Below are 23,194 nucleotides of genomic sequence, written 5' to 3'. Positions count from 1 at the left end.
GCCCTGCCGGATGACTGAAATGTGACGGTCAGATGACTGCGAGCAGGGCGCGCAGATGTTCCGGCAGTGCGATGGGGCGGGCGCTTTCGTGATCGACCCACACCAGCTTGCAGTAGCCTTCGCCATAGAGCGTATGCGGGTCTTCCAGGGTGCTCAGGCGATGTTCGATGACCAGGCTGCTGCGCCCCACGGTGCCGGCGCGCAGTTCCACCAGCACGGTAGCCGGGTGTACCACGGGTTTCAGGTAGGTGTGCTGGGTTTGCAGCACCACCGGGCCTTGCGCCGCGCCACTCATGGGGATGCAGACACGCTCGAACCAGGCGACCCGGGCTTCTTCCAGGTATTGCATGTAAAGGATGTTATTGACGTGCCCATAGCTGTCCATGTCGCCCCAGCGCACGGGAATCGTGGCGGTGTGCAGTAGTGGCTTATCGCTCATCGGTATCTCCGCTATGCTGCCCAATCTGGGCTTCAGGTTTTATACTGCGCGGCTTTCGGGCCGCTGGTGCGGTTACCTTTTCCTCAAGGAGAGAATCAATGCATGTGAACGGTGCTCACTGGATCGCGCGCCTGGGCAGCCTGATGCTGCTGGTCGGTGCGCTGCTGCCTGGCATGGGCCAGGCCGCCACGGAAGAAGACCCCTGGGAAGGCTTCAACCGCGCCATGTTCCGCTTCAACGATACCCTCGACACCTATGCGCTCAAGCCTGTGGCGCAGGGGTATCAGGCCGTCACGCCGCAATTCCTCGAGGATGGGGTGCACAATGTCTTCGGCAATATCGGCGATGTCGGCAATCTGGCCAACAACCTTTTGCAGGGTAAGTTGCATGACGCCGGCGTCGATACCAGTCGTCTGATCTTCAACACCACTTTCGGCCTGCTGGGTTTCTTCGATGTGGCCAGGCACATGGGCTTGGCCAAGAGCGACGAGGATTTCGGCCAGACCCTGGGCGTCTGGGGCGTCGACAGTGGCCCGTATCTGGTCATTCCCTTCCTCGGCCCGAGCACCGTGCGTGATGCGGGGGGGCTTGTGCCGGAGGCCTTCCTGACGCCCTATCCCTACATGGATCACGTCCCCACCCGCAACGTGACGCGTGGCGTGGAGGTGATCGATACCCGCGCCAGCCTGCTGAAGGCCGAGCGCCTGATCAGTGGCGACAAGTACACCTTCATCCGCAACGCCTACTTGCAGACGCGCGAGTTCAAGGTCAAGGATGGGCAGGTCGAAGACGACTTCTGATTGCTGCGAACATGAAAAAGGCGGCTTCGAGCCGCCTTTTTCGTTGCCGGGAATTTCAGCTCATCGAGATGATGGCCAGGCCCAAGGATTGCCGGCCGTCACCCAGGTCGCTGACGCGCACCACCTCGGCCTCGGCATCCAGGCCTGCTAGCTCGTTGTGGTCGGATGGGATGTGCACACGCACCTTGTTGCCCATGGCGAGCTGCACTTCGGCCTCGATTTGCATGCCGGTACTCGACAGATCCAGGCACATTGCTGGTGTTTCACCGCCAGCATGGTGCAGCGTAACCGGTGTTTCCAGCCGCATGCGGATGAAGTCGCGCTTCTCGCTGTACGCTCGATCGTTCTGACTCATGGACGCTGCCCTCTGCTTGTGTTTTGTCCTACCGGCCCTTATAACCCCCGCCGATTTACCCTGTAAAGCCACCGAACGACGACCGGCACCGGCTTGAATCGCCCGGCGGATGGGAGTACCGTCTGCCCCTTGAAATTGCCCTGGCACCCCTTTCGCGGCGCTGCGCCTTGGCTGCAATCCTATTGCTCCGGCGCAGTTTGCCTGGATGACCCATGCTCAAAACCAGTGCCACTTTGCTGATCATCGACGACGACGATGTCGTGCGTGCAAGCCTCGCGGCCTATCTCGAAGACAGTGGTTTCGAGGTATTGCAGGCCAACAACGGCCTGCAGGGGCTGGAAGTGTTCCAGCAGGCCAAGCCCGATCTGATGATCTGCGACCTGCGCATGCCGCAGGTCGATGGTCTCGAACTCATTCGCCGCATCAACGCCATGGGCGTCGAGGTACCGGTCATCGTGGTATCCGGTGCCGGTGTGATGAGCGATGCGGTGGAGGCGCTGCGCCTCGGTGCGGCCGATTACCTGATCAAGCCCCTGGAAGACCTGGCCGTGCTCGAGCACTCGGTGCGCCGTGCGCTCGACCGCTATCGCCTGCGCCAGGAGAACCAGCGTTACCGCGAAGAGCTGGAAGCGGCCAACCGGGAGCTGCAGGCCAGCCTGCATCTGTTGCAGGAAGACCAGAACGCCGGGCGCCAGGTGCAGATGAACATGCTGCCGGTGACGCCCTGGCAGGTCGATGACCTGAACTTCGCCCACCAGATCATCCCGTCCTTGTACCTGTCCGGTGACTTCGTCGACTACTTCCGCATCGACGAACGGCGTATTGCCTTCTACCTCGCCGACGTTTCCGGGCATGGCGCTTCCTCGGCCTTCGTCACCGTGCTGCTCAAGTTCATGACCACGCGTCTGCTCTACGAGTGGCGCCGCGGCGGCACCTTGCCCGAGTTCAAGCCCTCCGATGTGCTCGGGCACATCAACCGTGGCCTGATCAACTGCAAGCTGGGCAAGCACGTGACCATGCTCGGCGGCGTGATCGACCAGGAGAAGGGCACGCTGACCTACAGCATCGGTGGGCATCTGCCGCTGCCGGTGTTGTTCGAGAAGGGCCAGGCGCGCTACCTGGAGGGCCGCGGCCTGCCGGTCGGGCTGTTCGAGGAAGCCGAGTACGGCGATCTGGTGATGGAGCTGCCCGAGGCCTTCAGCCTGACCTTGCTCTCCGACGGCATCCTCGATCTGTTACCGGGTGCTACGCTGAAAGAGAAGGAACTGGCGCTGCCTCAACTGGTTAGCCAGGCCGGCGGTACCCTGAGCGGGCTGCGTCAAGTTCTCGGTCTGGCCAATCTGGGCGAGATGCCGGATGATATCGCCTTGCTGGTGTTGAGCAGGAACCTTGCATGAACCCTGGGATGAGCCCCGGTCGTATCCAATTCGCTGAGCAGGATGGCACGTTCGTCCTCAAGTTCGTCGGGGAAGTTCGTCTGACGCTGTGCTCGGCACTGGATGCCACGATTGAAAAGATTTTTACCGCGCTGAATTTTTCGGCCATCGTCATCGACCTGACCGAAACCCGCAGTATCGATAGCACCACCCTTGGTCTGCTGGCCAAGCTGTCCATCCTGTCGCGGCAGAAAGTGGGCCTGCTGCCCACCGTGGTGACCACTCACGACGACATCACCCGGCTTTTGCAGTCCATGGGCTTCGATCAGGTATTCAATATCGTCGAAGGCCCTGCGCCCTGTCCGGAGTGCCTGGACGATCTGCCCTCGCAGGATCAGTCCGAAGACGTGGTGCGCGCCAAGGTGCTGGAAGCGCACCGTATCCTCATGGGCCTCAACGATTCCAACCGCGCCGCCTTCCACGATCTGGTCAACGCGCTGGAGCGGCACTGATCCTTCCCACGTAGGGTGCGCTGTGCGCACCGCTTCTTGTGCAGAGAGGAGTGGTGCGCACGGCGCACCCTACGGAGTTGAAAAAAGGGGCGTCAGCTTGGCTGACGCCCCTTTTTCGTTCAGGCCTTGGCGGTGAGCAGGGCTTCGAGTTTTTCCTGATCGCGGGCGAACTGGCGGATGCCTTCGGCCAGCTTTTCGGTGGCCATGGCGTCTTCGTTCAATGCCCAGCGGAAGGCGCTTTCATCCAGGCTCTGGCGCGGTTCGCCGGCCGCCCCCGGCGCGAGCTGGCGCTCGAGCGTGCCTTCGTCCTCGGCCAGTTTCTGCAACAGTTCGGGGCTGATGGTCAGGCGGTCGCAACCGGCCAGCGCTTCGATCTGGCCGATGTTGCGGAAGCTCGCGCCCATCACCACGGTATCGTAGCCATTGGCCTTGTAGTAGTCGTAGACGCGCGTGACCGATTGCACGCCTGGATCCTCGCTGCCGGCGAAGTCGCGGCCTTCGGCTTTCTTGTACCAGTCGTAGATGCGGCCAACGAACGGCGAGATGAGGAACACCCCGGCATCGGCGCAGGCCTGGGCCTGGGCGAAGGCGAACAGCAGGGTGAGGTTGGTCTGGATGCCGGCCTTCTCCAGTCGTTCGGCAGCGCGGATGCCTTCCCAGGTCGAGGCGATCTTGATCAGCACCCGCTCGCGGCCGATGCCGGCCTTCTCGTACAGGCCGATCAGGCGTTCCGCGCGGCTCAGGGTAGCGCTGGTATCGAACGACAGGCGCGCATCCACCTCGGTGGAGATACGCCCCGGAATGACCTTGAGAATTTCCTGGCCCACGGCCACGGCGAAATGGTCGCAGGCCAGGCCGAGGTCACCCTTGCCGGCGCCGACCGCCTGGCTCAGCAGGTCGGCGTAACGGGGCAGGGCAGCGGCCTTGAGCAGCAGCGAGGGATTGGTGGTGGCGTCCACCGGCTGCAGGCGGGCGATGGCGTCGAGATCGCCGGTATCGGCGACCACGGTGGTGAATTGCTTGAGTCGTTCCAGCTTGGAGGTCATGACGGAGCCTTGTCGTTGCGGATGCACTGACCATACCCGAGGCGCTGCGCGCGCTCAACGGTCAGCCTGCCGAGGAAATTCATCGATGCCGATGGGGTTTTGGGCCTGCTCGTTCGTCTTTCTACAAGACAGTGCATGAAATGCGCCTGGGTCGGCGGAGCCGACCTCCAACCTACAAGCCAGGAGCCCGAACATGTCGACCCAGACCCCGCCTTCTCGTTCCATCGCCAGCGTGCCGGACAACCAGCGCTGTCGGCAATGGCTGCAGGCCGCCGGGCTGCGCTTCAGCATGCCGCGCCTCAAGGTGGTGGAGATGCTGCATGGGGCCGGCGAGCAGGGGCTGCCCAGCCGCGAGCTGCATCGCCGCCTGAGCGAAGCGGGCGAGCCCTTGTCGCTGGTCAGCGTGCGCCAGGTGCTGCGGCGCATGCAGACGCACGGCCTGGTCGAGGCTACCGGACGTAGCCGCTACCGCCTGAGCCTCGCCTATCAGTGCCCGCGCAGCAGCTCGGCGGCCTGATCGAGCAGGCCCAGCGGATCCTGCACCTTGTTCAGGTCGGTCGACAGCAACTGACGAAAGCGCCGCGCGCCGGGAAAGCCCTGGGCCAGGCCCAGCACATGACGGCTGATATGGTGCAGGTTGCCGCCCTCGCGCAGGTGCTGCTCCACGTAAGGGCGCATGGCGAGCAGGGCGTCCAGGCGGGTGATGCCGTTGCCTGCCGCGCCGAACAGGCGCTGATCGACCTGCGCCAGCAGATAGGGGTTGTGGTAGGCCTCGCGGCCGAGCATCACGCCATCGAAGGTCTGCAGGTGCTGCTCGCATTCCTCCAGGGTCTTGATGCCGCCATTGAGGATGATCTCCAGATCGGGGAAGTCCTGCTTGAGCTGTGCCGCCACGTCGTAGCGCAGTGGCGGAATCTCGCGATTCTCCTTGGGCGACAGCCCTTCGAGGATGGCGATGCGCGCGTGCACGGTAAAGCTGCGGCAGCCGGCCTCGCGCACCTGGCCGACGAAATCGCACAGCTCGGCATAGCTGTCGCGGCCATTGATGCCGATGCGGTGCTTGACCGTCACCGGGATGTTCACGGCGTCCTGCATGGCCTTGACGCAGTCGGCCACCAGCGCCGGGTGGCCCATCAGGCAGGCACCGATCATGTTGTTCTGTACCCGGTCACTGGGGCAGCCGACGTTCAGGTTGACCTCGTCGTAGCCATGTTCCTCGGCCATCTTCGCGCAGGTCGCCAGATCCTGCGGGTTGCTGCCACCCAGTTGCAGCGCCAGCGGGTGTTCGCACTCGTTGTAACGCAGGAAGCGCTCACGGTCGCCATGGATCAGCGCGCCGGTGGTGACCATCTCGGTGTAGAGCAGGGCATGGCGCGACAACTGACGCAGGAAGTAACGGCAGTGGCGGTCTGTCCAGTCCATCATCGGCGCCACGGAAAAGCGGCGGGACAGGGCAGGGCGCGTGGTAACGGGGAGGAGGGCTGATTCTGGGAGCATTCTGGTAAGTCTGATGTAAGGCAGTCTTCGCCCGTTTTGCTTTCCTGCCTGTGTCAGGCCAGGTGGCGACGGTCAGGAAGGGCGTAGACCCGCATGAGGTGCGATGGCATGCAAGTCTAACAGGAAAGCCTGGCATTCGATCGGCAGCAGAGGGCCAGGGCCTCTAGGCTGCCGACCAGATGCACTCTCTTCACCCTGTGCTGATGGAGCTAGCACTCCTGTCGTTTTCGGCTGTCTCGTTGCTGCTGCCGCCCTGTGGGTAGATGCGCGCCACGCAGAAGGCACATAGCGCCAACACTGCCGGGCACAGGGCCAGTATGGCGAAGCTTCTGACCACCGGCAGACCACTGTTGAGTACATAGGCGCCCAGCAAGGGGCCGAGGATCGAGCCGATCTTGCCCACCGAGGCGGCCCAGCCCGCGCCATTGGCGCGAATCGCACTGGGGTAGAAGATCCCGGCGATACTGGTGATCCCGTAGTGGCTGCCTTTGACGAAGATCGCCCCGATCAGGCTGAGTGCGATGAAGGCGTTGCCCTGCAATCCAGTGATCCCCAGTACCAGCAGGAAGGGCAGCGACAGCAATGGGTAGACCATCACCGCATAAGGTCCCTTGCGGTCGACGAAGCGCATCAATACCAGGCCGGCCATGGCTCCGCTGAAGGATGCGAAGGAACTCACCCAGGAGGCTGTGCCGCGATCGAAGCCGGCGTAGGTGTAGACCAGCGGACTCCACGAGGCGAGAAAGTACATGGCCATGGAGCTGACCCCGAAGCCGATCCAGAGCATCGGGGTGACCCATTTCAGTTTTCCGGCGAATAGCTGGCTGACCCGAAACGAGCGCTGGCCGAGATCGACTTCGTCGCCAAGGCTGTAACGGTCATCCGCGCGCAGCTCCAGGTCGGGATCGAGACGCTTGAGAATGTTCGCGACCTGCTCCGGCTGTCGCTGTTTGCTAACCAGAAACCGCACTGACTCGGGCAGGGTGAACAGAAGCAGTACGGCAGAGGCCAGGGTGGCACCACCGCCGAGCAGGAACACGCTTTGCCAGCCGAGCCGCGGTGCCAGCCAGACGCTCAGCGGGCCAGCCATGGCGCCGCCCAGGCTGAAACCGACCATGATGACGGTCACCACCGTGGCGCGATAGCGCTTCGGCACGAACTCGATGTTCAGTGCCCAGCACAGGGGCAGCATGGCGCCGAGCGCGAAGCCATTGCAGAAACGCAGAACCAGCAATGCCTCATAGCTGCTGGCCAGCGCGAACAGCAGCGTCAGGAAGCCGAAGGAAAAGGCCGAGAGGATGATGGTCGGGCGGCGACCGATACGGTCGCCCAGATAACCGAAAAAGAAGCCGCCAAGCATCATGCCGAACAGGCCAATGGAAAACACATTGCCCAGTTGCAGCTTGCTCAGGCCGATGTCATCGGCCATGTAGGACGCGGTGTGCGACAGCATCAGCAGGTCGAAGCCATCGAGAAAGGTGATCAGTATCGAGACGGCAATCACCCTGTAATTGAAGCGCGTGAGTGTGCGGCCCTCGAGCAGGGCGGCGACATCGATGGTGCGTGGAGTTGTCATTGTTGTTCTCCGTAGGTGCCTGGCTCTGCGTGGGCGGAGCCAGGCGAATCGATCACCAGAATTTCAGGGTGTAGGCGACGATCAGGCGGTTCTCGTCCAGGCTCTGGGTCAGGCCGTTGCCAGAGCGGAAGGTGACGTTGCGCCAGCGCATGTTGACCCCCTTGAGCGGCCCGCTCTGGACGATGTAGGCGATGTCGGTGTCGCGTTCCCATTCGCGGCCGTTGCGTACCGCACCGCTGTGGATATCACTGCCGGCGACGTAGCGCGTCATGAAGGTCAGGCCGGGAATCCCCATGCCGGTGAAGTCGTACTCGTAGCGCAGTTGCCAGGATTTTTCGTTGATCTTGGTGAAGGGGTTGTAGGTCACCAGATTGGCGACGTAAGGCGTGCCGGTATCGATGACCGGGAATGCGCTGTCACCGGAAAGCTGTTGGAAGGCGGCAGCAAAACGGTGGAAGCCGACGCTGAGGGTGAACATGCCATTGACGTTGCGGTTATCGATCCTGCCTGCCTTGCTGGCGCCGATATCGCGGCTGTCGAAGTAGCGAAGATCGGTTTTCAGGCTGATGCCGTCGCTCAGTGGCAGGGTATGCACGAGCCCGGCGAACTGCTGGCGATAGATGTCGTCGAGTTCGCCGTGGTAGTAGCGCAGGGTCAGGTTCGGCTGCAGTTGGTAATCGCCGCCGAACAGATCCAGGTGCGAGCTGCGCTGGCCGGCATGGCTGATGTCATCGTTCCCCGATGAGTCGCGGCCATTGGCGTGGGTCAGGCGGCCAGCGGTGAAGGTCAGCTTGTCGATTTCCTGAGAGGTCAGCAGTGTGCCGGTGAAGGTCGAGGGCAGCAGGCGGGTGTCGCTGTAGTAGGCCAATGGCAATACCGGCAGCAGTGTGCCGACACGTAGCTCTGTTGCCGAGAAACGCATCTTGCCGGTCAGGCCCAGCTCACTGTAATCGTCTACCGGCTCCTGGCTGTTCGGCCCGAAGGGCAGCAGGCCCGTGCCTCGTCGTCCACGACCGGAGTCGAGCTTGATGCCCAGCTCGGCCAGCGCATCGACCCCAAAACCGATGCGTCCTTCGCTGTAACCCGAGTTGAATTGCGCGATGAAGCCTTGCGTCCATTCTTCGGCTTTTGCCTGGGCTGCACCGCTTTGGCGGAAGTCGCGGTTCAGATAGAAGTTGCGCGTGGTCAGACTGGCCGTGCTGTCTTCGATGAAGTCGGCGTTGGCTGGCAGCGCGATGCTGAGCAGAGCGCTGGTAGCGAGGCTCAGAGCGGGGGCTGAGCGCATCATGTTCCTGATCATTGTTTTTGGTCTCCAGGAGTTGTCGGGGTGAAACACGGGCATGAGCGCTCCCGCTCGCGCCATGGCGACGCGATGCGAGAGCGAACTTGGGTTTGCCGGAAGAGGCCGGCGCGGGACTCAGGTGTGCGAGGCTGCCGAGAGCGGCTGGGCAGGGGGATGCCTGTCGACGATGCGTCCGACGATGAAGGCGCACAGGGCCAGGATGGCCGGGCAGATCGCCAGGATCAGGAAGCTCTTGACCACCGGCAGGCCGCTGTTGAGCACATAGGCACCGAGCAATGGGCCGAGGATCGAACCGATCTTGGCGATCGACGTGGCCCAGCCGGCACCATTGGCACGGATGGCGCTGGGGTAGAAGATCCCTGCGATGCTGAGAATGCCGTAATGGCTACCTTTGACGAACACCGCGCCGACCATGCTGAGGATCAGGAACGCGCTGCCCTGCATACCCGTGATGCCGAGCACCAGCAGGAAGGGCAGGGCAAGCAGCGGGTAGATCATCACCGCATAGGGGCCACGGGTATCCACGAAGCGCATCATGACCAGGCCTGCCATGGCCCCCGTGAACGAGGCGATCGAGCTGACCCAGGAAGCCGTCGCGCGGTCGAACCCGGCGTAGGTGTAGACCAGCGGGCTCCAGGAGGCGAGGAAGTACATGGCCATGGAACTGGCCGAGTAACCGATCCAGATCATCGGCGTGATCCACTTCAGCTTGCCGAGAAACAACTGGCTGACGCGGAAGTTCTTGCTGCCCACGTCGACTTCGTCGAGCAACACGAAATGATCATCGGGGCGCACGTCAACGTCTGGATCCAGGCGCTTGAGAATGCCGGCGATCTTGGCCGGGTCACGCTGCTTGGTGGTCAGGAAGCGCACCGACTCAGGCAGGGTGAACAGCAGCAGGATGCTGGCCAGCAGGGTCAGAACGCAGCCGAAGACGAACACACCCTGCCAGCCGATGTGCGGCGCCAGCCATACCGTGAGCGGCCCGGCCATGGCACTGCCAAGGCTGAAGCCGACCATGATGATGGTGACCACCGTGGAGCGATAGCGCTTCGGCACGAACTCGATGTTCAGCGCCCAGCACAGCGGCAGCATGGCACCCAGCGCGAGACCGTTGAGAAAGCGCAGCACCATCAGTGACTCGTAGCTGTTGGCCAGCGCGAACAGCAGGGTCAGCACGCCGAAGGAAGCAGTGGAAAAGATGATGGTGGGGCGGCGCCCGATACGGTCGCCCAGGTAGCCGAAGAAGAAGCCGCCGAGCATCATGCCGAACAGGCCCACGGAGAAGATCTCGCCAAGCTGGAGCCTGTCCAGGCCGACTTCATCGGCGATGTAGGAGGCGGTATGCGACAGCACCAGCAGGTCGAAACCGTCCAGAAAGGTGATCAGCACCGATACGGCGATCACCACATAGTTGTAACGCGTCAGCTTGCGGCCCTCGATCAGGGCGGCGACATCGATTGTGCGTGGTTGTGACATTGTTATTCTCCACAGCGCTGCGATTTTGTTGTTTTTAAGGCCCGGCAGCCAGGCTGCCGGGCGTCAGCCGTTACTGCAGGTTGAAACTGAGGCGTTCGCTCAAGACCTCCGCCGGTACATCGCTGACCTTGCCGTGGCGACCCGCCAGATCCAGGGCATGTGCGGCAGCGGCCCCCATGGCGATGCAGGGGCCCATGACCCGGATGCTGGACAACGCAGCGGCATCGGCGTCCACGCAGCGCCCGGCCACCACCAGGTTTTCACTGCCTTCTGGCAGCAGGCTGCGCAGTGGCACGCTATGCACGTGATCATCGCCGAAAGGCTCCCACTGATAGCCGCTGGCATCGCCATGCAACTCCACGGGCCAGGAAGTCAGCGCGACCGCATCGGGGAAGCGCGTGGCAGCCCGCACCTCATCGCAGGTCAGATGATGCTGGCCGACGATCCAGCGGGTCTGGCGGATGCCCGGCAGCGCGTAGGCGCGAACCCGCGCCTGACCATAAACCTCGGGGTATTCGGCCTTGAGAAAGTCGATCACCTTGTCCACCTGCCGGCGCCCCTCGATGGCCACATGGGAGGCGGCCACCGGGTCGAGTGGCGTTTCGATGTGGGTCATGTTGAAGGCGGCCGTGCCGCGTCCGGGGAACTGGAAGAACAGGCCATCGTCGCGCTCGATGCCGTAGGCCCTGGCGCGTGCCTTGACCCGCTCGGTGAAGGCTTCGCGGCTGGGCAGATGGGTTTCGTCGATGTGCTCCATGACGAACATCTGCGTGCCGTAAATGGGGGTGTCGGGTTCGCGGCAGGCGAACCCTGCATTCCAGGTCAGGGCGGCATCGCCACTGGCATCGACGAAGCCGTCGGCCTCCACCTGAACATCGCCATAGCGCGTGGCTAGCTGTACCTGGCACAGGCGATTGCCTTCACGCACCACATCGCGCAGCACCGCCCCCAGCACCACGGTGATGCCGGCATCGAGAATCTGCTGGCCGATCCAGCGGCCCAGCGCCACCTCGTCGTAGTAAACCACGGTGGTCAGTGGCCCGACCTTATGGTGCAGGTCACCGCTGGCGCCGAGGTCGCGCAGGATGCCATCGGCGATGCCGTGGGTCAGTTGCCGACGATTCGGGCCATTGGAGAACAGGCCGCAGAAGGTGCCGATGATCGAGCCGACAGCCTGGCCGCCGAGCATCGGCAGGGCATCAAACAGGACGACGCGCTTGCCCAGGCGGGCCGCTTCGAGCGCGGCGGAAATTCCGGAAATCCCGGCGCCGGCGATACAGATGTCGGCCTTGAGGCGTTGCGCCTGCGGGGCCTGGTCACGGCGAACCGTGCGAATGATATGAGCCATGAATACCTACCTTGCACTGAAAAAAGAGCAGCCGAACCCGTCACCTGGGCAATGCCGGTGAACAAAGGCGATGAAGGGTTGCAGAGCCTTCAGGGTTCCGTGTTGGCGCGTCGAGGCGCCTGGTTTTCTCGCTGAGTGTCCAGGTGTCGTGGGATGACCTCGACGGTGCCGGCGTCGGCGTCTACCCGTACCCAGTCGCCGGTGCGGATGCGGCGTAGCGGATCGTCATCGAAATCGGTCAGTGCAGGGGCGTGTACCACCACCGCGCCAAGGGCCATCTTCGCCGTCATTTCGTTGAACAGCATGGCGCCAGGCGCCATGCCGGCGAGGCGGGCAATGTGAAACTGCGACGACCAGCCCGAAGAGCCCTTGGCCCCGGGAAACACCAGCACCTTGCCGGCAAAGCTGATGCCCTTGAGCTCATGCCGGGTCTCTATCACCGTGCCGCTGCGTGGGTCGATGCCACCCCAGCCGGAGATACGGTCACGGGTCACCAGGGCTTCGCCCTCGAAGATGCCGCCGACCACCCTGCGGCCCTTGAGCGTGAAGGAATCGGTCATTTCAGTACTCCTCTCCAACGCCCTTCGATGGCAGCCTGCACGCACTCGGCCGTGCTGCCGAACCAGGTTTCGATGCCCATGATCGCCGGCAGGTAATGCGCCTGCTTGGCCGAGTCCACTGCCGCCACCCGGGTGCCTTGAGGGATCACCCGACCGATGGCCGAGCAGGTATCGGTCATCAGGTGGCCGCCGGCGGCTTCGATGGTGGCCGTGTAGCCAGCCTGGTCGGCGAGCTGTTTGATCGAGGCGGCGGTGAAGATCCAGAGCTCGGTGTTGACGCTCAGGCGCTGGCCTTCGAGCAACTGACAGACTTCCCAGATCTGCTCCAGGCTGTAGTGCGGGCAGCCGAGCATGACGAAATCCACCTGTGCGTTACGTGCGGTGATATTGACCTGCTCATAAGCCCAGCGCCGCTGCGCTTCGCCGAAGCGCAACACCGACTCGATCCGGCGCGTGCCGAAGGCTTCCTCGCGGGTGCGGGCTTCCGGGGTGACACCGACCAGGTGATACATCTCCACGCCGCCGCTGGAGGCGGCCGCCGCGCCGAAGTGCTTGAGCCGTGCCAGATTGGGCTGATGGCGGATACCCTCGATCACCGGGATTCGATCCTGTACCTGCTCGCCCACCCAGTAGCCGAACAGGCCCCAGTCCGCCGTGCTGCTGAGGTCGATATCGAGCTGGATCAGGTGGCTGCCACGACGATTCTCATCGATATGCAGGCCCCAGTAGGGAATCTTGCCGGTGAGCATGGCCGCGCCGGTGCTTTCCCGGCCCTCGGCATTGGTACGCGCGCCGAGCACCGAGTTGATGTAGATCACCGCCGAGGATTCCATCCAGGCGCAATGCTCGCCTTTGACCGGCACGTTGCCGACCTGATAGGGCGTGCAGGTATTCAGCGGCTGCACGCCCAGGCCGCTGCTGTAGGCCTGGCCTTTTTCATAGATGCGCACCACATCCTCGCTGACACCCTGCCGCGCCGCCTGCCTGGGATCGATGCCCTGCTGCAGATGGCTGCTGAACACCTTGACCTTGGGGATGGGCACGACCTCGGCACTGTCCAGGTTGAACTCGCTGAACACCGCATCCATGCCGCCGTTGCGATCGCCATATTGGCGCAAAAAGGGGGTGGTGGCTCCGATGGTGCCGGCGACGTTGCGGGTGTCCACCAGGCATTCGGCGCCCAGGGCTTCGCCATAGCGCAGCAGCAGATCCATGGCCTTGCTCACGGCCGGGCCCTGAGCGCCATCGAGCATGGCCTTTTCATCGTCGCGCAGTCTCATCGGCCAGCCTCCTGCTCATCGCTGATATCCAGCGGCTTGATCAGAACGGCTCCATGCTCCATGCCGCTGACCGCACCGCGGTAGATGTCCAGCCAGCCGCCACCGAACTGCGCCGGTTGCGCCTTCCAGCGCTCGGCGCGTGCCTGCAGCTCGGTGGACGCGATACGGGCATCGAGGCGAGCCTCGTCCAGGTCGATGTCGATGATGTCGCCATCGACCAGCAATGCCAGCGGGCCACCGACGGCGGCTTCCGGCGCCACTTCCGCCACCACCAGGCCCTTGCACACCAGGCCGGAAAGATGACCGTCGGTGAGCATCGCCACCTGGTCGCCGAGGCCCGCGCCATCGATGGCGAACACCACGCGCGACGCGCCGCCGCCCATGGCTGGGCCACCACGGACGCCGGCGCCGCGCATCACCACCACATGGCCGGGTTTGATGCGCCCCTGCTGCAAGGCCGCGAGGGCATCGGCCGAGCGCTCGAAACAGATCGCCGGCCCGCTGAAGCGGCGCATCTTGCCGGGATCGATGCCGTACTTGACGATGCCCGCCTGGGGCGCGATGTTGCCGTGCAGCATGACGATCGCCGGTTGAGTGGCGAAGGGCCGTTGCAGCGGCCGAATCACCTGATCATCGGCGACGACGACGCCCTGCAGGTTGTCGCTGAGGCTCTTGCCGGTAACGGTCAGGGCGTCACCATGCAACAGCGGCTCCAGACTCTTGAGCAGGGCACGGCCGCCTCCCGCTGCTTCCATCTGTTCGATGCTGTGCTCGCCCACGGGCCTGACACCCACCAACACCGGCACACGCTTGCCCAGCTCGCGGAACAGGCCATAGATATCGACATCGATGCCGCCTTCGGCAGCGACCGCCTGCATGTGCTTGATGCAGTTCACCGAGCCGCCGGCGGCCAGTACCACGCTGACCGCATTGGCAAAGGCGCCGGGGCTGAGGATGTCGCGCGGCTTGAGGTCTTCTTCGACCATGGCCACGATGCGCTGCCCGGCCTGGCGCACGAAATCGAACATCTGCGGGCTGTTGGCGGCGATGGGCGAGCTGCCCGGCAAGGCCATGCCCAGCGCCTCGCAGACCAGATGCATGGAGTTGGCCGTGCCCATGCCCGAACACACACCAGGGCCTTTGATGGCGTTGCGCGCCATGCCCACCAGCTCGTCCACCGGCAGTTTGCCGGTGAGCGCATGCATGGAGCCGATGAAGACGTCCTCGATATCGACGTGCTGGCCGTTGTACTCACCACTGGGCTGGTAACCACAGACCACCACCAGCGTCGGTATGTTCAGGCGGGCGGCGGCCATCAGTTGGCCGGGCACCGTCTTGTCGCAGGAGGCCAGGCAGATCATGCCGTCGAGCTGGGCGCCCTCCACCGCCACCTCGATGTCGTTGGTGATCAGGTCACGTGCGGCCAGCATGTAGGCGCCGCCAGCACCGGCGCCGGTAATGAAGTCGCTCGGCGCGGCGGTACGAATCTCGAAGGGCAGGGCGCCGGCATCGCGGATCGCCTGCTTGAGCTCGGCGGCGATGCCATCCAGATGACTGAAGCAGATGGCCAGGTTGGACGAGGAGTTGACGATGGCGATTTTCGGTTTTTCCAGTTCGCTTTCGTCGATCCCCAATGCTTGCCACTGTGCGGCGCGTACGGCCCACAGGTAAGAGCCATAGGGGAAATTGCTTCGCAGCTTCTTGGGCATTGTGTGCTCCGTTGTTCTTATTCTTGCAGCCAGGCCGTGTTTCACGGATGTCTTGTGGCGAGTCTAGGAGGATGCCTAGAATCCGAAAACCTAATTTCGCTTATATGTGAAATCCAAAATATGGATATTAGAGACGTCGACCTGAACCTGCTGAAAGTCTTCGATGCGCTGCGCCGCAAGCAGAGCGTGACCCAGGCCGGTGACCTGATGGGGCTCAGTCAGCCGGCCATGAGCTTTGCCCTGTCCAAGCTGCGCACCCTGTTCGATGACCCCTTGTTCGTGCGCACCTCGCGGGGGATGCAGCCTACGGCCAGGGCCTTGCAGATCGCCGAGCCGGTGCAGCGCATTCTGGAGCTGGTCAGCAACGAGGTGCTGCCATCCTCTGGATTCGTCGCCGAGCATTCGGAGCGTCAACTGGTGCTGTGCATGTCCGACATCGGCGAGATGGTGTTCTTGCCCAAATTGATGCGGGTACTCGACGAGCGTGCACCAGGCTTGCGTATCCGCACGCTGGCGCTATCTCCCGAGCAGTTGGAGGAGGGACTGGACGCCGGTGACGTGGACGCGGCCATCGGTTACTTCCCGCGCCTGCTCAATTCGTCGATCCGCAATCGCGCCCTGTACAGCCACAGGTTCGTCTGCATCGTGCGGGAAGATCATCCGCACATCGCCGAAGGTTTGAGTGCGGAGCAGTACCAGGCGGCCGATCATGTCGCCGTGCAGGCCGATGGCCGTGGCATGGGCGTGCTGGATCGTGAACTGGCGCTGCGTGGCGTCACCCGGCGTATACGCTTCAGCCTGCCGCGCTTCATGGGCGTGCCGTTTCTGGTGGCCGAATCCGACATGATCGCCACGGTTCCTTTGGCGGTGGGGCGCCGCTTCGCCGAGATCGCCCGGGTTCGCCTGCTGCCTCTGCCCTGGGACATCACCGGCTACGACATCCATCTGCACTGGCACACCCGCTTCCATCACGATTCGGCCAACCGCTGGCTGCGGGAAACCCTGATCGAACTGCTCGCCGACTTTCCGTCGTTACGCACCCTCGAATAGCGAGCCAGGGCGAGCGCCTGGCGAATGTGCCAGCAGGCCTATCGCTCGGCGCTCAACTGGTACGGGGCCAGCAAGGTTCTTTCGTGGTCGGGGACGCGCATCGGTTTGCGCGTCTCGCCATCCAGGGTGACGATGGTGGTGCGGGCCTGCACGCAGCACTGATCGTTCTGCCACAGCTCCTGAACGAAGCGGATGGAGCTGTTGCCGATGCGTTCGACGGCGGTGCGCACCGTGACGGGCGCGCCCCAGTGCAGCTCCAGGCTGAAATCCACGTTCAGGTTGACCACCATGGTTGGCACCCGGGAGCCGAGCTCTTCACGAAACAACGCCGCGCGGCCGTCGGCCAGCCACACGGGAATCACGGTGTTGTTGATGTGGCCGCGCATGTCGGTCTCGCTGAAGCGAGGCTTGATCGAGGCGTTGAAGAAAGGACTCATGACCCTGCCCTGGATTGGCCTGAAGGATCCGGCTGCAAGCGCGTTGTCAGCCGGATGATAGAGGGCGTTGCTGGCGGCTTCAGAGCCGCTCGATGATCAGGGCCACGCCCTGGCCGACCCCGACGCACATGCTGCACAGCGCATAACGGCCCTGCTGGCGCTCCAACTGGTTCAGCGCGGTGGTGACCAGCCGCGCCCCGGAGGCGCCCAGCGGGTGGCCGATGGCGATGGCGCCGCCGTTGGGGTTGACCCGCGGGTCGTCGTCCTGCAGCCCCAGGCGGCGGCACACGGCGATGGCCTGCGCGGCGAAGGCCTCGTTGAACTCGATCACGTCCATCTGCCCGATGTTCAGGCCGCTCAGGCGCATGACCTTTTCCACCGCCGGTACCGGGCCCATGCCCATCAGGCGCGGGGCGACACCGGCAGTAGCCATGGCCACGACCCGGGCGCGTGGCTTGAGGCCGTGTCTGTCGACAGCTTCGCCATTGGCCATCAGCAGCGCACAGGCGCCATCGTTGATGCCCGAGGAGTTGCCGGCGGTCACCGTGCCATCGGGCTTGACCACGCCCTTCAGGCCGCCGAGCGCGTCGAGCGTGCTGTCCGGGCGCGGGTGCTCGTCCTGGCTGACGATGCGCTCCGGCTTGCGCGGCTGGGTGATGGTCACCGGCATGATTTCCCGCTCGAAAAAGCCCGCTTCCTGAGCGCGTTGCCAGCGTTGCTGGCTGCGCAGGGCAAAGGCGTCCTGATCGGCACGCGATACGCCTTCTTCCTCGGCCACGTTCTCGGCGGTCAGGGTCAGGGCATCGACGCCGTACAGCGCCTTCATCTTCGGGTTGACCAGGCGCCAGCCGATGGTGGTGTCTTCCAGTTGCTGGCCGCGGGCGAAGGCCTGCTCCGCCTTGGCCATCACATAAGGGGAGCGGCTCATGCTTTCGACGCCACCGGCGATCATCAACTGCGCCTCGCCGCAGCGCAGGGCACGGGCGGCGCTGCCCACCGCGTCGAGGCCGGAGCCGCACAGGCGGTTGAGGGTCGCACCGGGTACCGAGATCGGCAGGCCCGCCAGCAGCGCGGCCATGCGCGCGACGTTGCGGTTGTCTTCGCCGGCCTGGTTGGCGCAGCCGTAGATCACGTCATCGATCAGGCTCCAGTCCAGGCCAGGGTTGCGCGCCATCAGCTCGGCGATGGGCAGGGCGGCCAGGTCATCGCTGCGAACCGAGGCCAGGGCGCCATTGAAACGGCCGAACGGCGTGCGAATCGCATCGCAGATATAGGCTTCTGACATTTTCCTCACTCCTTCTCTGCTTGGGTGTCAGCGTCCAGCAGGGTGGCATCGCCGCGCTCCTGGCCTTTGCCGGAGGCTTCGACGAAGCCATCCAGGGCGGCATTCAGTTCGCTCGAACCCATGCTGCGGGCAATGAACACCGCCCCGCCGCGCCAGCGCGGGAAGCCGTAGCCGTGGACGAGAGCGATATCGATATCCTCGGGGCGCTGGCAGACCCCTTGCGCGAGCAACAGCAGGGCTTCGTTGATCAGTGCCAGCACGGCGCGCTGCTGGATTTCCTGATCACTGAAGGCTTTGGCTGCGATGCCTTGTTCACGGCGATAGCCGGCGATGAGCCCGGCGACTGCGCTATCGGTCTGTGGCTTGTTGTCTTCGCCATAGCGGTAGTAGCCCTTGGCCGTCTTGCGGCCGAGGCGACCGGCTTCGCAGAGCAGATCCGGGATGCCGACGTAGCGCCTCAGGTGCCGTGTGGCGGCGGTCTGCTGGCGCATCCGCCAGGCGATATCCAGGCCCGACATGTCGGCCACCTTGAACGGGCCCATGGCGAAGCCGTATTGCTCCAGAGCCGCGTCGATCTGCTCGGGGCTGGCGCCTTCTTCGAGCATGAACTCGCACTGGCGACGATAGGCCGCATACAGACGGTTGCCGACGAAGCCCCAGGCGTTGCCGACGACGATGGCCTTTTTCTTCAGGCGCTCGGCGAATTTCAGCGCCGCGCACAGCGCTTGCTCGCCGGTCGAACGGCCGCGCACCACTTCCAGCAGGGCCATGCGGTGTGCCGGGCTGAAGAAATGCAGGCCGAGTACGCGCTCGGGGTGAGGAATGCCTTCGGCGATCGCGTCGATGTCGAGATAGGAGGTGTTGGTCGCCAGCAGGGTGTCGCGGCTCACCTGTGCGGCGAGTTGCTGGAACAGCGCCTGCTTGGCCGCCATGTCTTCGATGATCGCTTCGATCACCAGGTCGGCTTTGGCGACGGTCTGGATGTCCTGAATGGCGGTGAGGCGGGCGAGGATGGCATCGCGCTTGTCGGCGCTCAGACGTTGGCGCTCCACATCGCGCGCCAACTCGTCTTCGATGCGCTTGACGCCTGCTGCGAGTGCTTGCGCATTGAGTTCGAGCAGATCCACCGTGCAGCCGGCCTGCAGTGCGCACAGGGCGATACCGCTGCCCATGGTGCCGGCACCGATGACCGCGACCCGCTCCAGCACCCGTGCTTCTGTCGGTTGCGCCGGGACATAGGGCTCGGCGCGCTCGGCGAAGAACAGGTAGCGCAGGGCCTGGGCCGCCTGGCTGCCGCGCAGGGCGAGAAAGGCCGCGCGCTCTTTGCCGATGGCCTGGGCGAAGCTCATCTCATCGGCAGCCAGAACCACTTCGGCGGCAACCGCTGCCGCCGGCAGACCGCGCGCGGCGGCGATCAGTTTCTGCGCTCGCGTGCGCAGGGCGGCCTTGTCCTCGGCGGCCACCGGGCGCGCGCTCAGTGGTCGTTTGCCGCCCTGGTATTGGCGGGCAAAGGCCAGGGCTTCGGCATGTTGCTCGGCTTCGTCGCTGGCGCTCAGCAGGTGATCCGCCAGGCCCAGTTCCAGGGCCTTGGCGGCCTTGATCGGTTTGCCGCTGACGATCATGTCCAGCGCCGTGCCCATTCCGACTGCGCGGGGCAGGCGCTGGGTGCCGCCGGCACCGGGGATGATGCCCACCGTGACTTCCGGCAGGCCCAGGTTGGCAGTGGCCGTGGCCAGGCGGGCATCGCAGGCCAGTGCCAGTTCCAGACCACCGCCCAGGGTATGGCCCTTGATCAGCGCGATCACCGGCAGGGGGCAGGCTTCCAGGGCCGCCGTCACCTGGGGCAGGGTGGGCTCGGTCGGTTCGTTCTCCAGCTCGCGCAGGTCGGCGCCGGCCATCAGGTTGCGTCCGGCACCGGTCAACAGCACCGCACGGGCTCGCGCCATATCCAGGCTCGCCAGCGCGTGGAGAATGCCTCGTCTGACTGCATCGGTGCTGCTGTTGACCGGCGGATTGTCGAGGGTGATCACGGCGATCTCGTCCTCGTAGGCCAGGTGAACCTGGCCGTTGCTCAGGGCTTCAGCCATAACGGCGTTCTCCGCTGACTTCTTCGTCGGCCTGCTGCAGCACCAGTACGGCGTCGGCCGCGACCACGCCCTGGCCTTCGGGCAGGACGAACAACGGGTTGATTTCAGACGTCACCAGGCGCTCGCCAAAGGCGGCGACCAGGGCGGAGAAATTGACGATGGCCTGGGCCAGTGCCTCGGTATCGCGGCGCTTGGAACCGCGATAGCCGTCGAGCAATGGCCAGGTGATCAGTTGCTGCATCATCGAGTGAGCCTGCTCCAGGGTCAGGCCACCCTGTTCGGGCAGCATGCGCAGCGCGGTGTCCTTGTACAGCTCGGCGGTGACGCCGCCGGCACCCAGCAGAATGGTGGTGCCCAGGGCGTCGCGGTTGGCGCCGAGAATCAGCTCGTGACCGCCAGCAACCATGGCTTCGACGAGGAAGCGATCCGGGCGATAGCCGACGTGGCCGGCCACTTCCGTGACCATCTTGTCGAAGCGTGCGCCGATGGTATCTGCAGTCTGGTGCAGGGCCACGCCGCCGATATCGCTCTTGTGCAGCAGCTTGGCGTCCAGCACCTTGAGCACCACCGGATGTTCCAGTTCGCGAGCGGCCTGCACGGCCTCCTCGCGGCTGGCGACCACGCGGCTCTGCGGCACGCGCAGCCCTACCTGGCTGAACAGCGCCTTGGCGGCGGCCTCATCGAGCGAGCCCTCGGCCTGCTCGACCATCGCCGGCAACTGGATGCGCGGCGCGGCTGCCAGGTTGGGCAGCGGCTGGGCGATGAGATCCAGCGCGCCGAGCACGGCGCTGCAGCTTTCCGGCGAGCCGAAGCCCGGAATGCCGGCGCTGTTCAGGCGCTTGAGGGTATCGGGCGCATAGGGGCTGACGTAGGCCAGCACGGGTTTGTCGTTGGTCTCCAGGCAGTCCTGGATGGCGCTGACCACCAGGTCAGGCATGGCCAGGCCGGAGGAGCCGATGATCACCACCAGCGCGTCGTAGCTGTCGCTGGCCAGCAGGGTGCGGATCGCCTGGCGCAGCAGGTCGGGTTGCAGGCCGGCCAGGGTCACGTCGATCGGGTTACGATCCAGTGCAGTGGGCGTGTCGCCCTGCAGGGCGCGCAGTTGTTCGGCGGTGGCGGCATCCGGGGCCGGGGTGTCGAAATGGTTCATGCCCAGGCTGTCGGCGATCAGCGTGCCAGCACCGCCGGTGGAGGTCAGGATGGCCACACGGCGGCCAGCCAGGCGGCGCCCGGCGACCAGTACGGCGGGGATGTCGAGGAATTCGTCGAAGGTGTTGGCACGGATCACCCCCAGCTCGCGGAAGAAGGCATCGTAGACGCGGTCTTCGCCGGCCAGCGCGCCGGTATGGGAGCTGGCGGCGGTGGCACCGGCTTCGGAGCGGCCGATCTTGAACACCACCAGCGGTTTGCCCGCCGCACGGGCGCGCAGTGCCACTTCACGGAAGCGTTGCGGGTTGCGCACGCTTTCCAGATAGAGGGCGATGACCTTGGTGTTGTCGTCATCCACCAGGTAGTCGATGAAGTCGCTGACTTCCAGATCCACCTCGTTGCTGGTGGAAATCAGCGAGGAGAGGCCGATGCCGCGACCGGCTGCGCGAGAGAGCAGGGCGCCGAGAATGCCGCCGCTTTGGGAGACCACGGCGACATGGCCGGTGGGCAGGTCGCTGATTTCCAGAGCACCGCTGGCGGACAGAGGAATGCGCGCGGACAGGTTGACCAGACCGATGGTATTGGGGCCCAGAATGCGCATCGAACCGGCGGCGGCTTTCAGCTCCTCCTGCAGGTTCAGACCGCCTTCACCCGCTTCGGCGAAGCCGCTGGCCAGGACGACAGCCGCCTTGCAGCCGAGCTTGGCCAGCGAGCGCACGGCATCGATGCTGCGCTTGGCGCTGAGCAGCACCAGACCGACGTCAGGCGCCTGCGGTAGCTCTTCGATGCTGGCGTAGCAGCGCAGCCCCTGGATCTCGCTGGCTTTCGGGTTGACCGGGTAGATGGCGCCCGCGAAGCCGTGCTTGAGCAGATAGGAAACCGGGCGGCCCGAGGTCTTGCTGGCATCCGCCGAGGCACCGATGACGGCAACGCTTTTCGGGTTGAGCAGGGCATCGAGCTGTTTCATTTGGCGGCCTCCTTGGCGTTGTCGAGGAAGGCCTGCACCGAGGCGCGGTGTTCCTGCGAGGTGTAGCAGATGCCCTGGGCCTTGCTGCCTTCGGCGAACACCTGGTGTTCGGCCATCTCGTAGCTGCGGTTGATGATGGACTTGGTCAGTGCGGTGGCGGTGCGCGAGCCGCGGCTCATCTCATCGGCCATGGCCATGGCGCTGCTCAGCAGGTCGTCGGCTTCGCAGAGGCGGTCTGCGATACCCAGTTCCAGCGCTTCTTCGGCGGCGACACGGCGGCCACTGAAGATCAGCGCCTTGGCCCGCGCCAGGCCGACCCGCCGTGGCAGGAAGTACAGGCCACCACCATCGGGGATCAGGCCACGGGCGATGTAGGCCCAGGTGAAGGTGGCCGGGCGCGCGGCGACGACGAAGTCGCAGGACAGCGCCAGATCGGCGCCCAGGCCAGCAGCGGCGCCATTGACGGCGGCGATGGTGGGGATGGGCAGGTTGAGCAGCAGGCTGGCGGCATAGTGCACGCCTTGCTGGCGCTCCCAGCCGTTGAAACCAACGACGGCCGGATCGGCCTCCATACGCGCCTTCATGCCGGCGATGTCACCGCCCGCGCAGAAACCCTTGCCGGTGCCGGTGATGATGAGCGCACGAACGCTGCGATCGCTACGCAACTTCTCCAGCAACTGGACCAGTTCGGCGCGCATGGCGTCGCTCATCGCATTGCGTTTTTCTGGTCGGTTGAGGGTCAGGACGGCAATGCCGTTTTCCTGTTGAAAGTTGATCAGAGTGTTCTGGCTCATTATTGGATCTCTTGTAATTAGATAAACCGATTCGAGTTATGCCTGGCACTAAGCAGGCTGATTGCGGCTGGGCGACTGCAGGCGTGAATTGAGCCTTTAGTTCGGTCGTCATCCTATTTGGCATTCTTCGATCAACCTGGCGGCT

21 protein-coding genes are annotated in these 23,194 nt (G+C 64.4%); 5 read left to right on the top strand and 16 right to left on the bottom strand.

Going from position 1 to position 23,194, the window contains the following annotated elements:
• Window positions 1-28 precede the first annotated feature (28 nt).
• Complete coding sequence (locus ACSVIK_RS21845) at window positions 29-439, bottom strand: acyl-CoA thioesterase (RefSeq protein ID WP_442446297.1); 411 nt, start codon at window positions 437-439, stop codon at window positions 29-31.
• Window positions 440-537: 98 nt separating this feature from the next.
• Between ACSVIK_RS21845 and ACSVIK_RS21840 the strand changes: the two genes are divergently transcribed.
• Window positions 538-1,239 carry an MlaA family lipoprotein gene (locus ACSVIK_RS21840; protein ID WP_442446296.1) on the top strand — a complete coding sequence of 234 codons (702 nt, stop codon included), beginning with the start codon at window positions 538-540 and terminating at the stop codon, window positions 1,237-1,239.
• Between the two features lie 55 nt (window positions 1,240-1,294).
• On the opposite strand, the gene ACSVIK_RS21835 is transcribed toward ACSVIK_RS21840, so the two are convergent.
• Window positions 1,295-1,594 carry a PilZ domain-containing protein gene (locus ACSVIK_RS21835; RefSeq protein ID WP_442446295.1) on the bottom strand — a complete coding sequence of 100 codons (300 nt, stop codon included), beginning with the start codon at window positions 1,592-1,594 and terminating at the stop codon, window positions 1,295-1,297.
• A gap of 212 nt (window positions 1,595-1,806) precedes the next feature.
• On the opposite strand from ACSVIK_RS21835, the gene rssB reads away from it, so the two are divergent.
• Together rssB and rssC are read left to right on the top strand one after the other, a co-directional pair.
• Window positions 1,807-2,991 (top strand): two-component system response regulator RssB, encoded by a 1,185-nt coding sequence (gene rssB / locus ACSVIK_RS21830; protein WP_442446294.1) that lies wholly within the window; start codon window positions 1,807-1,809, stop codon window positions 2,989-2,991.
• 8 nt (window positions 2,992-2,999) lie between these two features.
• Complete coding sequence (gene rssC, locus ACSVIK_RS21825; RefSeq protein WP_442446304.1) at window positions 3,000-3,482, top strand: anti-sigma factor antagonist RssC; 483 nt, start codon at window positions 3,000-3,002, stop codon at window positions 3,480-3,482.
• 119 nt (window positions 3,483-3,601) lie between these two features.
• On the opposite strand, the gene tal is transcribed toward rssC, so the two are convergent.
• Window positions 3,602-4,528, bottom strand: a complete 927-nt coding sequence (gene tal / locus ACSVIK_RS21820) for a transaldolase (RefSeq protein ID WP_442446293.1) — start codon at window positions 4,526-4,528, stop codon at window positions 3,602-3,604.
• 193 nt (window positions 4,529-4,721) lie between these two features.
• Between tal and ACSVIK_RS21815 the strand changes: the two genes are divergently transcribed.
• Window positions 4,722-5,045, top strand: coding sequence for a transcriptional repressor (locus ACSVIK_RS21815; protein ID WP_442446292.1), 324 nt, complete (start codon window positions 4,722-4,724; stop codon window positions 5,043-5,045).
• Here ACSVIK_RS21815 and dusA read toward each other — a convergent pair.
• From dusA to ACSVIK_RS21775, 8 genes are all read right to left on the bottom strand, one after another.
• A complete protein-coding gene (gene dusA, locus ACSVIK_RS21810) occupies window positions 5,015-6,025 on the bottom strand; it encodes a tRNA dihydrouridine(20/20a) synthase DusA (RefSeq protein ID WP_442446291.1) in 1,011 nt (336 codons plus the stop codon). The genes ACSVIK_RS21815 and dusA overlap by 31 nt on opposite strands.
• Window positions 6,026-6,215: 190 nt before the next feature.
• Window positions 6,216-7,601 (bottom strand): MFS transporter, encoded by a 1,386-nt coding sequence (locus ACSVIK_RS21805; protein ID WP_442446290.1) that lies wholly within the window; start codon window positions 7,599-7,601, stop codon window positions 6,216-6,218.
• Between the two features lie 52 nt (window positions 7,602-7,653).
• The gene (locus ACSVIK_RS21800; RefSeq protein ID WP_442446303.1) at window positions 7,654-8,886 is read right to left on the bottom strand and encodes an OprD family porin; all 1,233 of its coding nucleotides are present in this window, start codon (window positions 8,884-8,886) and stop codon (window positions 7,654-7,656) included.
• 132 nt (window positions 8,887-9,018) lie between these two features.
• The gene (locus ACSVIK_RS21795; protein ID WP_442446289.1) at window positions 9,019-10,383 is read right to left on the bottom strand and encodes an MFS transporter; all 1,365 of its coding nucleotides are present in this window, start codon (window positions 10,381-10,383) and stop codon (window positions 9,019-9,021) included.
• 70 nt (window positions 10,384-10,453) lie between these two features.
• Window positions 10,454-11,731, bottom strand: a complete 1,278-nt coding sequence (locus tag ACSVIK_RS21790) for an FAD-dependent oxidoreductase (RefSeq protein WP_442446288.1) — start codon at window positions 11,729-11,731, stop codon at window positions 10,454-10,456.
• 89 nt (window positions 11,732-11,820) lie between these two features.
• Window positions 11,821-12,291: an aconitase X swivel domain-containing protein gene (locus ACSVIK_RS21785; protein WP_442446287.1), complete on the bottom strand. Its 471-nt coding sequence runs from the start codon at window positions 12,289-12,291 to the stop codon at window positions 11,821-11,823.
• Window positions 12,288-13,571: an aconitase X gene (locus ACSVIK_RS21780; RefSeq protein WP_442446286.1), complete on the bottom strand. Its 1,284-nt coding sequence runs from the start codon at window positions 13,569-13,571 to the stop codon at window positions 12,288-12,290. The genes ACSVIK_RS21785 and ACSVIK_RS21780 overlap by 4 nt, the downstream gene beginning before the upstream one ends.
• Complete coding sequence (locus tag ACSVIK_RS21775; RefSeq protein WP_442446285.1) at window positions 13,568-15,280, bottom strand: dihydroxy-acid dehydratase domain-containing protein; 1,713 nt, start codon at window positions 15,278-15,280, stop codon at window positions 13,568-13,570. Before ACSVIK_RS21775 ends, ACSVIK_RS21780 begins: the two co-directional genes overlap by 4 nt.
• 120 nt (window positions 15,281-15,400) lie before the next feature.
• On the opposite strand from ACSVIK_RS21775, the gene ACSVIK_RS21770 reads away from it, so the two are divergent.
• On the top strand, window positions 15,401-16,330 hold the full coding sequence (locus ACSVIK_RS21770) for a LysR family transcriptional regulator (RefSeq protein ID WP_442446284.1): 930 nt from the start codon (window positions 15,401-15,403) through the stop codon (window positions 16,328-16,330).
• 38 nt (window positions 16,331-16,368) lie between these two features.
• On the opposite strand, the gene ACSVIK_RS21765 is transcribed toward ACSVIK_RS21770, so the two are convergent.
• The 5 genes from ACSVIK_RS21765 to ACSVIK_RS21745 form a co-directional block, all read right to left on the bottom strand.
• Complete coding sequence (locus tag ACSVIK_RS21765) at window positions 16,369-16,767, bottom strand: acyl-CoA thioesterase (RefSeq protein WP_442446283.1); 399 nt, start codon at window positions 16,765-16,767, stop codon at window positions 16,369-16,371.
• 79 nt (window positions 16,768-16,846) lie between these two features.
• Window positions 16,847-18,052, bottom strand: coding sequence for a 3-oxoadipyl-CoA thiolase (gene pcaF, locus ACSVIK_RS21760; RefSeq protein ID WP_442446282.1), 1,206 nt, complete (start codon window positions 18,050-18,052; stop codon window positions 16,847-16,849).
• Window positions 18,053-18,057: 5 nt separating this feature from the next.
• A complete protein-coding gene (locus ACSVIK_RS21755; RefSeq protein ID WP_442446281.1) occupies window positions 18,058-20,139 on the bottom strand; it encodes a 3-hydroxyacyl-CoA dehydrogenase NAD-binding domain-containing protein in 2,082 nt (693 codons plus the stop codon).
• A complete protein-coding gene (locus ACSVIK_RS21750) occupies window positions 20,132-22,255 on the bottom strand; it encodes an acetate--CoA ligase family protein (protein ID WP_442446280.1) in 2,124 nt (707 codons plus the stop codon). The genes ACSVIK_RS21755 and ACSVIK_RS21750 overlap by 8 nt, the downstream gene beginning before the upstream one ends.
• Window positions 22,252-23,049 (bottom strand): enoyl-CoA hydratase/isomerase family protein, encoded by a 798-nt coding sequence (locus tag ACSVIK_RS21745; protein ID WP_442446279.1) that lies wholly within the window; start codon window positions 23,047-23,049, stop codon window positions 22,252-22,254. The genes ACSVIK_RS21750 and ACSVIK_RS21745 overlap by 4 nt, the downstream gene beginning before the upstream one ends.
• Between the last annotated feature and the right edge of the window lie 145 nt (window positions 23,050-23,194).

It is taken from the genome of Pseudomonas sp. NCHU5216 (assembly GCF_052156495.1).
Lineage (GTDB): Bacteria > Pseudomonadota > Gammaproteobacteria > Pseudomonadales > Pseudomonadaceae > Aquipseudomonas.
Note: the sequence above shows the minus strand (reverse complement) of the source record. Positions and strands in the feature narration are given on the sequence as shown.